The sequence below is a fragment of the Dyadobacter diqingensis genome (assembly GCF_024220585.1).
In the GTDB taxonomy this organism is placed as follows: domain Bacteria; phylum Bacteroidota; class Bacteroidia; order Cytophagales; family Spirosomataceae; genus Dyadobacter; species Dyadobacter diqingensis.
The window spans coordinates 810,493-826,887 of sequence record NZ_JAMXKF010000001.1 but is presented as its reverse complement, the minus strand read 5'-3'; the positions used below and the strand labels follow the sequence as shown (position 1 = coordinate 826,887).

General features: G+C 42.9%; 14 protein-coding genes. 2 read left to right on the top strand and 12 right to left on the bottom strand.

Annotated elements, in window-relative coordinates; translation table 11 throughout:
* Positions 1-45: 45 nt before the first annotated feature.
* The gene (locus M1L62_RS03325) at positions 46-837 is read left to right on the top strand and encodes a class I SAM-dependent methyltransferase (RefSeq protein ID WP_254411583.1); all 792 of its coding nucleotides are present in this window, start codon (positions 46-48) and stop codon (positions 835-837) included.
* An 87-nt stretch (positions 838-924) separates the two neighbouring features.
* Here M1L62_RS03325 and M1L62_RS03320 read toward each other — a convergent pair whose 3' ends face one another.
* The 11 genes from M1L62_RS03320 to M1L62_RS03270 all read right to left on the bottom strand — a co-directional run bounded on the left by M1L62_RS03320 (position 925) and on the right by M1L62_RS03270 (position 15,203).
* Positions 925-2,058: an agmatine deiminase family protein gene (locus tag M1L62_RS03320; RefSeq protein WP_254411582.1), complete on the bottom strand. Its 1,134-nt coding sequence runs from the start codon at positions 2,056-2,058 to the stop codon at positions 925-927.
* 121 nt (positions 2,059-2,179) lie between these two features.
* A complete protein-coding gene (locus tag M1L62_RS03315) occupies positions 2,180-2,776 on the bottom strand; it encodes a hypothetical protein (protein WP_254411581.1) in 597 nt (198 codons plus the stop codon).
* 14 nt (positions 2,777-2,790) lie between these two features.
* Complete coding sequence (locus M1L62_RS03310) at positions 2,791-3,885, bottom strand: AEC family transporter (RefSeq protein ID WP_254411580.1); 1,095 nt, start codon at positions 3,883-3,885, stop codon at positions 2,791-2,793.
* A 143-nt stretch (positions 3,886-4,028) separates the two neighbouring features.
* Positions 4,029-5,213 (bottom strand): pyridoxal phosphate-dependent aminotransferase, encoded by a 1,185-nt coding sequence (locus tag M1L62_RS03305; RefSeq protein ID WP_254411579.1) that lies wholly within the window; start codon positions 5,211-5,213, stop codon positions 4,029-4,031.
* A 60-nt stretch (positions 5,214-5,273) separates the two neighbouring features.
* Positions 5,274-5,849, bottom strand: coding sequence for a hypothetical protein (locus tag M1L62_RS03300; protein ID WP_254411578.1), 576 nt, complete (start codon positions 5,847-5,849; stop codon positions 5,274-5,276).
* A gap of 43 nt (positions 5,850-5,892) precedes the next feature.
* Positions 5,893-7,365 (bottom strand): SusD/RagB family nutrient-binding outer membrane lipoprotein, encoded by a 1,473-nt coding sequence (locus M1L62_RS03295; protein ID WP_254411577.1) that lies wholly within the window; start codon positions 7,363-7,365, stop codon positions 5,893-5,895.
* A 38-nt stretch (positions 7,366-7,403) separates the two neighbouring features.
* Positions 7,404-10,562: a SusC/RagA family TonB-linked outer membrane protein gene (locus M1L62_RS03290; protein ID WP_254411576.1), complete on the bottom strand. Its 3,159-nt coding sequence runs from the start codon at positions 10,560-10,562 to the stop codon at positions 7,404-7,406.
* Positions 10,563-11,360: 798 nt separating this feature from the next.
* Positions 11,361-12,260 (bottom strand): carbon-nitrogen hydrolase, encoded by a 900-nt coding sequence (locus M1L62_RS03285; protein ID WP_254411575.1) that lies wholly within the window; start codon positions 12,258-12,260, stop codon positions 11,361-11,363.
* A gap of 46 nt (positions 12,261-12,306) precedes the next feature.
* Positions 12,307-13,293: a glycosyltransferase family 9 protein gene (locus tag M1L62_RS03280; protein WP_254411574.1), complete on the bottom strand. Its 987-nt coding sequence runs from the start codon at positions 13,291-13,293 to the stop codon at positions 12,307-12,309.
* Complete coding sequence (locus M1L62_RS03275) at positions 13,290-14,204, bottom strand: lysophospholipid acyltransferase family protein (RefSeq protein WP_254411573.1); 915 nt, start codon at positions 14,202-14,204, stop codon at positions 13,290-13,292. Before M1L62_RS03275 ends, M1L62_RS03280 begins: the two co-directional genes overlap by 4 nt.
* Positions 14,205-14,294: 90 nt before the next feature.
* On the bottom strand, positions 14,295-15,203 hold the full coding sequence (locus tag M1L62_RS03270) for a lysophospholipid acyltransferase family protein (RefSeq protein WP_254411572.1): 909 nt from the start codon (positions 15,201-15,203) through the stop codon (positions 14,295-14,297).
* Positions 15,204-15,307: 104 nt separating this feature from the next.
* Here M1L62_RS03270 and M1L62_RS03265 point away from each other — a divergent pair, with 104 nt between their 5' ends.
* Positions 15,308-15,601 (top strand): hypothetical protein, encoded by a 294-nt coding sequence (locus M1L62_RS03265; protein ID WP_254411571.1) that lies wholly within the window; start codon positions 15,308-15,310, stop codon positions 15,599-15,601.
* Here M1L62_RS03265 and cobA read toward each other — a convergent pair whose 3' ends face one another.
* Positions 15,602-16,363, bottom strand: coding sequence for a uroporphyrinogen-III C-methyltransferase (gene cobA / locus M1L62_RS03260; protein WP_254411570.1), 762 nt, complete (start codon positions 16,361-16,363; stop codon positions 15,602-15,604).
* Positions 16,364-16,395 lie beyond the last annotated feature (32 nt).

The window sequence follows — 16,395 nt, the reverse complement described above, 5'->3', positions numbered from 1 at the left end:
TATTATACATTTGTAACTATTAGCCATTATTAAAATCAAAAAAGTATGCAATCAACAACCGGCAGTATTCGTGACATTTTTTACAATCATACAGGAAACCTCATTCATAAATGGGACCATTATTTTGACATTTATGAAAAATATTTTTCAAAGTACCGCGGGCAAAAAATCAATATTCTCGAGATAGGTATTTCTCATGGCGGTTCGCTGCAATTATGGAAAAAATATTTTGGCGAGTATGTTCATATTTATGCCATTGATATCAATCCGGATTGTAAGAAATTGGAGGAAGAAAATACGACAATTTTCATCGGTTCTCAGAGTGATAAAGATTTTTTAGGTCAGGTTGCCAGCCAATTGCCGGAACTTGACTTTATCATTGATGATGGGGGACACACGATGGAGCAGCAACTTGTGTCCTTCGAAATGTTATATATGAAGGTGAAAGAAGGCGGATTGTATATCGTCGAAGATACGCATACATCGTATTGGGATGAATTTCATGGGGGTTTGAGAAATCCGGTTTCTTTTATAGAAAAATCTAAAAACCTGGTTGATTCAATTTATGACTATCATGTGGTTGATAAAAGCAAGATACGGATTGATGAGATCACCCGCCATATCAATTGTATATCCTTCTACGATTCCATTGTTGTTTTTGAAAAACAATTGCGAAAACAACCTTTTCACAAGCAGATCGGCAGGAAAACAATTACACCTTATGAGCCTGTTGAATTAAAAAAGAAAACATTTTTAGATTCGATAAAAGGAATCTTCAAAAAGGAAGAAGAGCATCCTTTTGCTGTTAATGATGGAGGAATTACGGAGATAAAGTAAGTTGCGGCAACTCTGACCAATATTATTACAAAAACAGCTGGCTAAGATTTCATATCTAGCCAGCTGTTTTTTATATAAATCAAAATTTTAAATCAAAGGTTCTTGCTGGCTCAGACAGTGAAAACTGCCCTGCCCCCAGATGATTTCGGTCGCTTCTAACGGAATTATTTTTCTGTCGGGGAATGCTTGTTCGAGAATATCGATGGCGATCTGGTCGTTCGGGTTTTTAAAAACCGGTACGATAACGCCCGCATTACAAATCAGGAAGTTAGCATAGGAACCTGGTGTCCGGAAATCGTCGATAACCACTGCTTTGGGCATGGGCAATTCGATGATATTCGGTTGCTTGCCATTTAACAAACGCATGGCTTTGAGCATTTTCAGGTTTGTTTGTAAAACGCCGTAATTTTCATCGTTCGGATCGTTTTCCACACAGGCAAGAATCGTGTCTGCATTGACAAAACGGGTTGTGTCGTCGATATGTCCGTCCGTGTCGTCGCCCACAATACCGTCTTCCACCCACAGAACCTGCTCGGCTCCGTAGTAGTCATAAAGGTATTGTTCAATCTGTCCCTGGTTTAAATGCGGATTGCGGTTTTTATTTAACAGACAGGATTTACTGGTCAAAATACTTCCTGCACCGTTAAATTCCACCGAACCCCCTTCCATAATAATTCCCGGTGTGACGGCAGCTAAATCCAGATATTTTGCAATGGCCTGCGGCGTGCGGTTATCGTCGTCATACGGAGGATACTTACCACCCCATGCATTATGTCCCCAATCAACGATCATGCGCTGTTTGGTATCAGGGTTAATCAGGAATGCGGGGCCATGATCCCGGCACCAGGCGTCGTTGGTAGGTTTGATAATAAATTCAATTTTGGAAAGATCAACACCAATGGCAGTCAGTTGTGTGATGATAAATTGTTTCAGATTTTCATCATTGGCAATGATCCCTACATTTTCTCCCTGACTGATTGCCTTGATAAAAGCCAGATATTGGGGATACATTTTCGAAAGTCTGTCACCCTGCCAGGAAGCATCGTTATGCGGAAATGTAAGCCAGGTGGCGCGGTGTGGATGCCATTCGGCTGGAAATGTAAATCCTGATGCTTTGGGTGTGGACGACAGGTTGATTTGTAACACGGTGGTAAATGATATGGTTTGCTGATTCAACTTCAAATGTGCTGTAAAGGTCGCAAAGGTTTTTTGAAATCGCATGGATGAACCGAAGAAAGAAAACGGACAAGCTTAAAATACGTGTCTGTCAGTCGTGTAAAATGGAAAAATCCAAAGCCGGCAGGCTCTGGATTTTCATAACGTTGATTATAGTAAACAGGAGTTAATTATTCGATACGAGTACATTTTCAATTAGATAGGAGCCGTCTTCTGTGGTCAGGTTATAGGCAGTTTCCACCTTTCGTGCGTTGGTATGTACAATCCCCACTTTCCAGGAAGAAACCTGCCCGGTTGATGGTTCATAGTGATACAACACATCGTTTTTAGATAACTGCTTCATTGTTTTGCTGCCTTTGTCCGTGGTTACCTGGTGATGCGGCGTTGCTTCAAAAAGGACAGCCGGCACAAGTGGCCATGTCTCCCGGGCAACAGTTTCATTGACAGGACGCAGATATACGGCCGTCAAAGCTGCGTTAGGATTATGGTATACTTCTACCTCTTTTACTTCGGTAGCAATGCTTTTTCCCTCGTGGCAGGTCTTTACTTTTTCACCCACCTTTACATCGCGTATCGGTTTTATGGTCCCGTCGGCCATGGTTACTGTCGCGCTTGCGCAAAAATATTTATCTTGCTTTTTTTCTTTTCCGGAAACCTTGCGTGTGATTCCTGTTCTTAAATCAGCAGTTGCACCATTGTCGGCCTGAGCCATTGCCGTAAAGGACAGCAGAGACAGAAATGGAATTATTATTTTTTTACGCATATCAGATCGTCAGGTCAGGCTTTTGAAACTCTTACAAATACTTTACTAAAAAGATTGGGCAGTCCGCCCAGCGCAATAAGAACGACACCGGCAATGATCAGTGTCGATAAATGTGTGAAATACGCACCGGTTGTCAAAATGCCAAGAATAAGAATTGTAGAAAATGGCAGCGAGAATGCTAGAAGCAATACAGCCAGTTCCATATCAAAAGTTCTCTTTTCTTTTGTCAGTCCCATGGCATCTTCACGCAGATTAAAGGCCGAAATGTGCGCCAGAGGCCAGAAGCTCGCCGCACTCAACGGTATTACCACTGCAAGCAGGATCAAAGACTGATCGGTGATATTCAAAACGTAAATCATCCCGGAGCTGATCAGCATTGTGCTACCAGCTCTGAACAACAGTATACTAGCTACGATACGCTTCTTTCCTTCCTTTAGTTGCACGGCCAGGCCGATAAACATAAGAACGAGCGGCGTCATCATGGCACTTGTTTTGTCAAAAATTTCAGTGATTACAAAGGGTAGTGTTGCGTAATTTATTCCCAGGCTTAATAATACGATCGCAAGGATGATAAGCACGTTAATAGGTTCCTGAAGCATATTGGCAAACAGGCTTTTAAGTTTCCCGCCCAGTTTTGTTTCCTTGTCGTGGCTGTTTTTCAGGAACATGTTCATCGCCAGGATGTAAAGCGAAATCAGGACGAAAAATTTGTTTCCAACATCGGCCAATGCAGCAATGGCCAGACTTTTTTCACCCAGGAATTCAGCAATAAAAGGGAAACAGGAAAGACCTGGCGCTAATGAAGGAATAAGCATCATCAATGTTCTTCCCGTCGGACTGTTTTTTTCGATTCCAAAAAGTGCAAAGGCAAGCGGTGCGGAAAAAAACATCAGAAAATTAAACACCAAAGTCACAAGTGGAATAATGAGCATTGATGAGTCCATTTCAATCTTCATCAGCGAAATGAAGATTGTCGATGGCAAAGCAACAGAAAGGATGATTTCCTTAATACCGTTGGTTTGCTCCTTACTTTTAAACTTCCCGCGGAGAAGTAACCCCAAAGCAATCAGTAAAAGTAAAGTAATGGTTTTTTGTAAGGCATCACTCATAATTAAAGCTTTTTATTGACTGAATACCGGATAAAAAATCCAGTGTAATAAATGAAGTAAAAAGGATAGGCTGGTTTTGCGGGGATGATATCCGGATTGGATATACGCCCCGGAAAACCAGCCATCTTTCAGATTATGGTGAATTAGCTTATCGTTCCAAGCGCGCTCACGAAAGATTTCATTTCATCCATTGTGCCAATACTAACACGGCACCATGGCTTGTTCTGAATATCAAACGCACGTACAGAGATGTTCTTTGCAGCCAGTTTTGCAAGCATATCCTTACCCGGCATGTTAATCGGGAAAATTACAAAGTTGGTGTAAGACGGAATGTATTTGTATCCCATTTTGTCAAGATTAGCAAGCAGATAGGTTTTCGCTTCGTGGTTCAGTTTACGGGTCATAACCTGGAATTCGCTATCGTCCATGGCAGCAGAAGCAGCCGCGATGGAAGTGTAGGAAATACCCATACCGCCGCGTGTGATTTTTTCGATCTGCTTGATGAAAGCAGGCTGCGCAGCGATGTAACCAACACGGATACCGGCCATTCCCATAATTTTTGAGAACGTACGTGCGACGATTACATTTTTGTTTTTCTGAAGCAATCCAACCATGCTTTCAGTATCAGCACCAACAGCCAGTTCGATATAAGCTTCGTCAACGAAAATAGGTACTTTCTCAGAAACGCGTGAACAGAAGTCTAACAGATCCTTGCCTGTTGTGATAGCACCTGTTGGATTATTAGGGTTACATATGTAAACAAGCTTTGTGTCTTTATCAACAGCAGCTTCCATCGCTTTCAAATCGTGGGAATGGTTTTCTGTTACAGGAACGGCTTTCCATGTTGCACCAACAGATTTTGCGACCTGAACAAGTGACATATAACATGGATCAGCGGAAACGATATTTCCACCCTTCATGAAAAGAACCAGAGCAACTTTTTCCAAAAGATCAGAAGAACCCGGGCCCATCATGATGAAATCCTTCGATACACCTTCTTTTTTAGCGATCTTCTCAACAAGATCATTCATTTCTTTCCACGCGTAGCGGTTCCCGCCAATTACTGAATCACACACAGCTTTCTGCGCACTTTTTGGCGGTCCGTATGGGTTTTCGTTAGCACCGATACGAATCATTTTAGAAAGATCCGGCTTTTTGTCCAGGAAATGCTCCCGTACCATCGGGCTACGATAAATGCGGTTTTCAGGGTCAAGTGATAAGTCAGTATTCGCAAATGCTCCCATGCTCAAGTGAGGAGCAAGCGTCATACCACCAATAGCCATTAAGCCTGATTTTAACAAGTTGCGACGGTCGATTTTTTGAGTCATTTTTATTATTAAAGTTTAGTAATGGGAATAGACAAGAAGGTATTTTGTAAATGCTCGGTATTATTTCGCAGACACACTTGCCTGTGAGAAACGGGTAAATGCAGTTCCTTTGTAGGTGCCCGACCAGGTCAACTTAATCAGGTCGCCTTTGCGTTGGATACGGTTCCCTTCAAAGCCAAGCGCCTTGTAGGAAGTCTTGAAAGTAACCAGTCCGTTTGCGTTGGACGATAGGTTATCACCAAGTTTTCCTGCTGCTTTTAAAGCATCAGCGCTGAATATGAAAGTTTTTGAACCAAATTTTACGGTGTCTTTTTTTACCGTTTTATTGATTTCGTAATTGATCGTGATCTGAACATTGGGAGCAGGAATGGAGTCAATACCTTTTGATTTATCGAGTATTCCGCTTTTATCTAATTCTAACACTCGGGCAGAAAATGTTAACTCTGCCGCAGAGCTATCGTAGGTGACAGTAGGTGTTTTTTCGATCGGATAACCGAAAGGAGCTCCCACAATATCAACAAGCACGGGGGAGACGGTAGCGTCAACCCATGGATCTTCTTCTTTGCAGGCCGAAATCATTGTTCCGGCAAGCATTAAGATAGCGAAAATTTTGATATGTTTTTCTAATGATTTCATTTTCAGTATTTTTTAGCCTAAAAACTTAGTAAATCTGACCTTTTTACTCAACCCACCACAGCTTGGTTTTCATGTCATCCTTGCCTCCAAGCAATGTTACGCCGGCTTCAACACTGGTTTTGTTGAGGGAATATTCATTGGTCGAGTAGGTGAAACGTGTAGGTAAAATACCGTCATTGTTTAATACTGCTCTTGGGTCCGGGGCAGGGAATACCGGTAATCCGGTACGGCGCCATTCGGTCCATGCTTCAATACCCTGGCCGAATAATGCAACCCATTTTTGCTCCATGATCTTCGCTTTTGTCGCGGTGCCAAGTTTTGCAAGGAAATCAGCACTAGGAGTCAGGGCATACTGTGTGAAAGACGCATTGACCGCCGCTTTGAAATAGGCATCCGCATCTCCGGTAATATCGCCGTCAATGGCAGCTTCGGCCAATATGAAGTTCAGTTCAGCCAATGTCATAATCACTTCCGGTGCCGTCGCTTTGGTGAAATAACTTCCGATGGTAGAGCTCGTCGATAAAAAGGTTGTTGCTATGGCATCAGGTAAACCATTTGGATGACCCTGGTATACGCCTGCCTTGTTTGGATTGCCATAGACCGTAATTCTGGTATCACCCATTGCGTTCATCTGATCCACCAGTGTTTTGCTCAAATTCCAGTCAGTACGTCCGCCCTGGATAATGATCTGGTTCCACTCGTTATTGCTTGGCAAAACGGCCGAACAGTTTAATTGGGCGTTGTCTGCATTGGTCGTGAAAATTGGATAAGTTTTGGCGTCTCCAAGAATCTCTGCGAAAACGGCTTTCGATTCAGCCGGTTTTTTCTTTGCCTGACGATTGGCCAGGCGCAAACGAAGCGAGTTGGCAAACTTTTTCCATTTCAAAATGTCACCATTGTAAACGATGTCTCCTGCAACCACCGGCCCCCCAACAGTCAGCATACTGTTGGCTGTTTTCAGATCCGCAAGCATGGCCGTGTAAATGGCTTCCTGAGAATCATATTTTGGCGTATAAATCGGCGTAGCAGCCGTTCCCTGGATAGCCTCTGAATAAGGAATAGGGCCGTACATATCCGTCAGCAAAGAGAAAACCCATGTTCTCATAACCATCGCAACACCTGCATAATTGGCGTTCGGTGTCGTGCCGTCGGGCATCGACATGGTGATAATTCTCTGGAAATTAACCTGCGCGTCGTTGTAAAAGCCTTTCCAGTTATTGTTCGTTACGGCAACAGAAACCGTGTAGTCATCACCTTCGTTGGAATAAATATTACGTGTCAGGTGCTGCATGTAAAGTTCTGCCGCGTCAATGTTAATGCGTTCGAAGCGATCTCTGTGTCCCCAGTAGCGGTCGATTGAAGATTCCAGACCGGTGGTAAGCAAATACTGGGCTTTAACCAGTGTCGGGCTGTTTGGGTTGGCGTTTATTTCTTCAAAATCCTTGGTACAGCTGTTCATTGAGAACAATACGGCTGTCAGGGCAAGAACCAGTGGCTTGTATGTTATTTTTCTCATAATGAAAGTCAATTAGAAGGTCCCGATCAACAGGATAATTAGAATGAAAAGCTCAGGTTAACACCCATACTTCTTGAACTTGGAAGCTGACCGTAGCCAAATCCTTGTGCATTTCCACCTTTCGAATCAAACTCCGGATCCACGTGTGGTGTGTTTTTGAAGATCATCCAAACGTTACGGCCAACCAGCGAAAGTTTGGCAGTCTGGAAGAATGTTTTCTTCAACAGATAAGATGGCAGGCTGTATCCCAGCGTCAATTCACGCAGCTTGACATAACTTGCATCAAAAATGGCTGCTTCGTGATAGTTACGCGGGTTGTTGTAAGCGTAAAACTCTTTTGCAGGAATGATGATGTCGTTTTTAGCGAAACTTCCATCCGGCATTTGTTTAACGCCGTCACCGATAACCCCTTCTTCACGTCCAATGGCTGTTTCTTCATACTGACCTGTCCAGCGACCTGTTCCGGTTCCTTCATCGAAGATATCACCACCCATACGCACATCAACCAAAGCTGAAACGGTTATGCCTTTGTACGTAAATGTGTTGGAAATACCTCCTGTCCAGTCCGGCTGGATGTTACCAAGTTTGATTGTGCCCGGTGCTACTTGTGGCAAACCGTTGGCGTAGATTACTTGTCCGTCTGGTGAACGCAGCCATCCTTTACCGTAATAGGTACCATATGCTTCGCCAATTCTGGCTTCGGAAGTCATACCGCGTTGTGTTGCAAGTGTGTAAGTTGTAAGTCCTTCCGCCAGTGCAACCACTTTGTTTTTGTTCTTGGCAAAGTTCACCGCGATGTCCCAGGAGAACCCATTAGACAACTTAACAGGATTGGCAGTTAACATGATCTCAACCCCTTTGTTGGTAATTTCACCTGCGTTAAGCACACGGCTGTCGTATCCGCTTGCCTTTGAAATTTCAACCGCAAGGATCTGATCTTTTGTACTCTGACTGTAATAAGTCATGTCAAGACCGATTTTGCCTTTGAAGAATCTTAGATCAGCTCCGAATTCTTTACCTGTTGTGATTTCAGGTTTCAGGCCGGAGTTAGCGATTTTGACAGCTTCGGCAAACTTGCTCAGGCTACCATTCCAGGAACCATTTGCTGTAAAAGTTTGCTGTAAAGCGTAAGGATCCGCATCGTTACCAACCTGTGCCAAACTCGCACGAACTTTGGCGAAACTCAAAACATTGCTTTTTACATCAAAAATATCGGTAAGAACGGCACTCAGCGAAACAGAAGGGTAGAAGTAAGAATTGTTGTTTTTAGGAAGTGTACTCGACCAGTCGTTTCTGGCGGTAACGTCTACAAATAACTGATTTCTCCATCCGATTTGCGCTGCACCGAAAACGCTCTGATTTTCTGATTTAGTGATCGTACTTTCGATCGTGTTCAAACTTGGAATGGAGTTGGCGGCGTTGTAAACCCCATCCACGACCAGTTCTCCAACGGCGAAGTAATTTCTTTTGTAATAGTTGGTTCTCTTGATCGCACCAGCCTGAACGTTCAGAGAGAAATCTGTTGCCACATCCTTGTTGAATGTAAACATGATATCTGAGTTCGTTTCCTGGTTGCGAAGAACTTCCTCGTTGTATCTGCCTGGTGTTTTTGTACCGTTGCGCACTCTTTCAAAGTTTGTTACATTGATACGGGTATCACTCCATACGTCCGTTCCGCTGCGAAGCATAACACTCAGTGAGGGCAGAATTTTGTAGTTAAGCGCTATATTTCCAAGCAACCTGTCTTTGTCATTTCCACTGGTCAGTTTCTTTTGAGAGAAATAAGGGTTGGTAAAGAATGTATGCTGCCAGTTTGGTGGATCTGTATCCCCCGGGATCTGGTTGTGTACGGCAGTGTACTGCTCATAGTTGCGAAGCTGTTTCCAGGAAACATGTCTGTGCGACCAGATGAATTCCTGTCCGGAAGTGTAACCGCGGTTGTCAGCACCAGACTTAATGTATTCAGCGGAAAGTGTCACACTGAAATTTTTTGTCAGGTTGTAGCCGGAGTTGATCTTGAAGTTATACCGGTGAAAATCGTTGTAATAAGCGATACCACTTTGTTTTGTATGGCCGAGTCCCAAACGGAAATAACCCTGATCATTTCCACCTGCAACGGCAATGCTGTTCGAAACAGTGCTGCCGGTGTTCCAGAATTCGTCCCAGTTGTTTGGCTGCGGGGTTAATGGAGCCACGTCATTTCCAGTCCACCATTGTCTTACCAGACGGCCGTCCATCGGCGCGCCCCAGCTTTCATCCGTTCCTTCTGTTCCCGAAAGAGGTGCATTAGGGCCGTAAGCTGCACGGTATTGCTGAATTTCAAGAGGATCGGTGATGGAACCGCTCCATCCGTCGTGGTACCAGGTTCTGTAACCATTTCCGCCACCATAGGTGTTCTGGAATTTTGGTTTGATCCAGGGGCGTTCAAAAGTTACATTTGAATTAACTTCAACGCCAATTCCTTTTGTGCCTTTACCATTTTTTGTAGTGATCAGAATAACCCCGTTTGCTGCACGTGAACCATAGAGGGCTGCTGCATTCGGGCCTTTTAAAACGGAAACATCTTTGATGTTGTCGGGGTTTACTTCTGACATACCACCACCATACTGGTTTGATGCAGAAGTTGCGGAGGCCTGTTGCATAGGCACACCGTCAATAACAATGAGGGGTTGGTTGTTTCCGGAAATTGATCCGGCACCGCGTATCTGGATGGTAGAACCACTGCCAGGTCCGCCGTTTGACTGGATTCTTACACCTGCAATTTTACCTGAAAGTGCGTTTGCTACGTTTGTGGAGCGTGATTCGGTAAGACTTGAACCTTTAACTTCCTGAACTGTATAACCTAATGCTTTTCTCTCTCGCTCAATACCAAAAGCTGTTACTACGACTTCGGCAAGCTGGCGGGTATCCGCATCTAATTTAATGTCGAAAACAGATTGATTCCCGATCGGAACCTCCTTAATTAAAAAACCAACGTAAGAAATAACCAAAACGCCGTCGCCAGGAATTGTAAATTTAAATTTACCGTCCGCGTCGGCGTTTGTTCCTGTATTAGAGCCCTTGTAGATAATAGAAGCTCCCGCTAATCCCAGACCGTCATCGGCCGCAGTTACCTTTCCACTTATTTCACGAGTTTGGGCATTCGCCAATGTAGAAAAGAGAGAGGCCCATAAGAATAATAGTAAAATTTTACGCATGGGGAATCCGGTTAAATTAATTAGGTGAGTACTAATGCAGAGCGGGTAAAAAAAAGTTATGGCTGCGGTGTCCACGTTTCTGTGCGCCGCACACACTTTCGCATGGACAGAACAGCACAGCCATAAGCTTACAAAACTGCTTTTCCGGAAAGCAATACCCTCTTAATCGAGGACAAACAGTGGGATCGTCGCTGAGTGCTAACGTGGTAGTTCAGCAGTCGACAAAATTGTTTGTCCACGTTGACGGGTAATCAATTGTAAATAGTATATCGTAAAAAGGCAGAACTTCTTTTTTGACAGACGCGCGGCCTGGCAACTCAAGATAATCGTGTTCCCCCTCTTACATTCGGATATATTCATGTGCGGCTGGAATATATCTGGCAGTTAAGAAGTTTAGTCATTCGTTTAATGACATTTCAAATATACTGACAAAGAGGATAAATGCAAGAGAATAAATTTAAAAATTGAAGTTTTTTGCAATAATAATTGGTTTGTTGGCTTTGTGGGAGAATATTATTGTAATATACCTATATTTAATTACAATAAACTTACTTTGATCCAATCTATATGCTTGGTAGACTTGTTGTGTGGCGGGTAATTGTGTTGATTGTTAAGTTTATATTTAGATGATTTTGTATGTATTTTGTGTAGATATTAAATTTTCAGGTTTTAAATTTTAATATTATTGTTAAAATTTTTGCTAAAACTTCAAAAATAAGTTTTGTGAATAGTCGAAATGAAAAAAGGATCACATGATGTGATCCTTTTTAAATATAGGAATAGTTATATTTTAGTTACTTATTTTCCGTCGATATAGCGGCTTAAAATAGGTTTGTAAGAATCGACTCTTCTATCCCGGAAAAACGGCCAGGTCGTGCGGTAATGATCCAGTTTTTGCAGATCCAGTTCTTCTACATGTACCGTTTCGTCGGTATGGGATGCCAGGTACAGCAACCTTCCATGCGGATTGGCAATAAAGGATCCGCCCCAGAATTGCTGGTCAGCTTCACGGCCTACACGGTTAACCGAAACCACGTAGACACCATTGGCCACGGCATGACTGCGTTGGATGGTTTGCCAGGCACCGTATTGTTCGTCGTTAATCACCGGATCGGTTTCATTGGTATCCCAGCCAATGGCCGTAGGATAGAAAAGAATTTCGGCTCCCATTAAGCTGGTAATACGCGCAGCTTCCGGATACCACTGATCCCAACAGATAAGCACGCCGATCTTCGCAAATTTGGTATTGAAAATGCGGTAGCCGTTTGTGTCAGATTCTTCGCTTGAGGCGTCTCCCGGTGTGAAATAGAATTTTTCGTAATAACCCGGATCATCAGGGATATGCATTTTACGGTATTTGCCAAGGTACGTTCCGTCTGCATCCAATACGGCCGTGGTGTTATGATAAAGACCATGCGCACGTTTTTCAAACAGCGAAGCAATAATGACTACACCAAGTTCTTTGGCCAGACTTCCCAACGCGTCTGTGGAAGGGCCGGGGATGGCTTCCGCGAGCTCAAAGTTTTTATGATCTTCAACATCACAAAAATACAGGGATTTGAAAAGCTCCTGAAGGCAGATTACCTGCGCACCTTTGGAAGCCGCTTCACGGATTTTATTTTTAGCCTTTTCGAAATTTTCTTCTACGTCAGCAGAACAGCTCATTTGAACTATTCCGATATTTACTTTCTTGTTCATTCAATAAAAGTTATGATATTTTAATTGAGCAACGGTTTCAAAAACACTATTTACTGTTTGGAAGTTCTTTGATATCAAAGTCAAAGGAAAGCTGGTTCATACAGTTGAAGTGTTTTTTCGGGCATTCCTTATACCCGATTTTGGAACAGGGCCTGCAATCCAGATTATTGTTTTCAATCACCTCAAAAGCAGTTTTGTACGGATACATGCCAAAAGCAGGAACCGTATTGCCCCAGATGGAATAAACCTTTTTCTTAAATGCGGAAGCCACATGCATCAGCCCGGTGTCGTGTGAAAAAACAATCATGGACTGTTCCACCAGCGAAGCCGACTGATTGAAATTATATTTACCGCAGCCATTGAATATCAGCTGATCGCCCAGGGCTTTGGCTATTTCTTCCCCCGCCTCAAAGTCTTCTTTCCCACCCAATAGAATGATCGGGAAATTGATTTTACGACACAATTCAATCATCCGGGGTACGGGTAGTTTCTTGGTCGTATGTTGTCCGCCGATTGCATACGCCACAAAGTTTTTACGGTGTGTCTGAGGAATCCAGTCTCTTTCCACTTTATCCTTGTAGGGGATAAAATAATCCAGGCCGAGGTCATCGTTGATGACGTTTAACGGTTTCAGTGTTTCCAGATATCGGTCCACGATGTGGATATCCGGCAGATAATTGATTTTAAACTGTGTCTGCAACCATTTTTGCACATTCAGTTTTTTAAAACTATACGACCGCCTGAACAGCGCCAGTTTGATATGCAGCGTGCGCAGGTTGGTATGAAGATCAATAATATAATCAAAGTTTTCCGTACGGAGCTCTTTGATCATGGCATTGAGGCTGCCGTCGAGCAGCCATGTTTTGTCTATATAGGGATTATCTTCGAGTAAAAAGCCGAACTTCTTTTTTGTGAAATAGTGAATTTCAGCATTTGGATATTGTTGTTTCAAACAACGAACAACGGGCGTAGTAAGAACAATATCACCAATGGATGAAAAGCGGAGGATTAAAAACTTAACAGGTTTATTCACGATTTTTCTTTTACTTCAAGTTGTTGATCCCGCTGTAATACCTGCGGACGCTTATGTTTCCAGCGCTTGTGGCTCCAAAGCCAGTTATCAGGTTGTCGGACAATATCTTCTTCTAAAAACGAAATTTGCTTCTGAAGAATATAGTTGGTCGGTTCTTGTTTTGGGGTTTCGGTAATCAGCCGGAAATAAAATTTATAAAATCCCCGTTTAAAATTATTCCTTAAAACACCCATATACAAGACTGGTGCGTTAAGTTTTCTCGCGATCAGCTCAACACCTCTGAAAACGCCCGTATCCTGGTTAAGAAAAGTCGTCCAATAGGCCCGTTCAGGCGCGGGAGACTGGTCATTGATGAGGATAAAAAGAAATGGTTTTTCTCGCGGACTTATCGCCCGTGCAAAGGCCTCCTGCATCGGGACCATTTCCGTTCCGAACTGGGTTCTTACATCTTTAAACCAGTTATCGAATGTTTGATTGGCAAGCTGATGGTAAACGACAACCATCTGATATCTGAATTTGACCGAGCCAAATAAGTTCAGCATTTCCCAGTTTCCCAGGTGCCCCGCAACCACAACCAGATTTCTTTTCTGTTCATAATAATGATCCAGTAAATCCGATTCAGCTTCAAAACGACTGAGAAGATCACTTTTGGAAATGTTTCTTAGTTTGATTGTTTCGAAAATAATGTCCGTAAAATTCTGATAATATTTCTTGGCTATTTTCTGAATGGTATTTTCTTTTTCTTGCGGGAAGCTGTTTCGTAAGTTGTTCAGGATAACCTGCTGGCGATAGTGAAATACATCAAAAATTAAAAACCGGAGCATGTCGGAACAGCGATACAGCGCTTTCCATGACAATTTCGAAATGGCAGATAAGAGCCTTATTAAAAATTGGGTAGTGATATTTTTCATGCGATGCGTACTTCTAAAATAACAGCGTTTTCGGTTCACAAAACCGGCTGTATTCAGAGAAGCAAAGTACGGACGCAGCTAACTTTTTCGTCAGGGTACTAAACTCAGCAATTGTTCAGGTTTCAGACACTCAGGTTTACAATGTTTCCAGCGTCTGTGGCTCCATAACCAGTTATGTGGTTGAAGTCTGATATCCTGTTCCAATATCTGAATCTGCTTTTCCAAAATTCCATTGACAGGAATTTCTTTCGGAGTCTCGGTTATTGTTGTTATGTCAACATGATAATAACCTCTTTTGTTCTCAACTTTGCTGAATTCTGCATATAATACAGGAAGATTCAGTTTTCTTGCAATCGCTTCTACGCCCCGGAAAATGCCGGTATCCTGATGAAGAAATTTGGTCCAGAATGCTGTTTTGGGATTCGCTGACTGGTCGTTTGCCAAAACCACGACAAAAGGTTTGGTTCTTGGCGTCAACAACTCCTTAAATATTTTGTCCATCGGAACCAGTTTGGCTCCAAAACGCGTCCGGTAATCAAGAAACCATTTATCGAATTCTTTGTTTTGTAAAGGCCTGTAAACAACAATGCAGTCGTGAGAAAATTCGAGTGAGGAAAACAAATTCGCAAGCTCCCAGTTTCCCCGGTGACCCATCAGGAAAATGGCACTCTTGTTTTGGTGATATAAATTGTTGATGATGCTGAGATCACCTTGGAGCCGTTCTCTGATCACCTCGGGAGGAGCAGTTCTGAACTTTAAAGTTTCTAGGATCAGGTCTGTAAAATGGATGTAAAACTTGTCTGCAATCAAGGCAAGTTCAGCTTCTGTTTTATCGGGGAAACTGTTTCGTAAATTGTTCAATATCACTTTTCTTCTATATCTGACAACGTCAAATAACAGCCAGCTAAGCATAGTAGAAATTCTGAAAGCGTTTTTCCAGGAAAGGCCGGCCAGAGAATTAAGGAAAAAAATTGAAATTTTCGAAACTAATTTATTCATAAAACATTTTTTGCAAAATTACATATATCATATGTTTATAAAAAATTAGCATTTGTTTTTAAATTTGGTTAGTTTCACTAAATCAAATAAATACGTATCAGACTGTGTTAGAAGGCTTATTTGACATAAAGAATGATCGTCGCCTCAGCGTATACCTCTACCGGATGGGTTTTGGTATGTGGCTGATGTATCTGGCTTTGGGTGCCCCGGCACTTCATGCCTACAAACACTACCGCCTTGATTGCGGTGTGTTTTCCGTCGTTTTGATGGTTATTGGATTTTCTGCTTCAATGGTTTTTGATTATTTCCACAACCGCGAAGCCTATGAGTATAAGAAGAAATGGCTTTTTGTAAGCTATCTTGTTCTGGCAGGAATTATTTACTTCTTTATTCTTTAATCAGGCGGTCAGGTTCGGCCGACCTATTACTTCTTCAAGTTTTTGATAAGACAAACCGGGTAAAGCGGCCACTTTTCCTATCACAATAACGGCTGGTGACTTTACATCTGCTTCTTTGGCAAGGGGGAGGATATTGCCAATTGTACCCAGAACAATTTTCTGTTCGGGTAAAGACCCGTTCTGGATTATGGCCACGGGTTCGTCGAACTTGTCGAGGTTGGTATAAATCCCTACGATTTCTTCCAGCTTATGTGTGCCCATCAGGATCACTACCGTTGCAGATGAACGCGCTGCCCAGGGAAGATCGGCGGATAATTCGTGTGATTTTGTAGTTCCGGTAACCACCCAGAAACTTTCGCTGACGCCACGTGTAGTCAGAGGGATTCCGGCCAGGGCAGGAACGGCATAGGTACTGGATATACCAGGGATAACTTCTGATTCGATGCCAAATTGTGCGGCGTATTCTATTTCTTCATAACCGCGGCCAAAAATAAAGGAGTCTCCACCTTTCAGTCGTACGACTTCGCCATGTTGTTCGGCCGAGGCAACGATCAGTTTGTTGATTTCATCTTGTCCGCAGCTTACTTTACCAAAACGTTTACCTACATGAATTTTCAGGCAATCTTCCGGACAATTTTCCAGAATGGAGGGATGCACCAGCGCATCATAAAGCACAACTTTTGCAGTTTGTAATGCTTTTATACCTTTCATGGTGATAAGATCAGGATCACCTGGTCCGGCACCGATTAATGTAAGTTTCATGAGGAAATGGCTGTCGGCTTTCGGCGATCAGC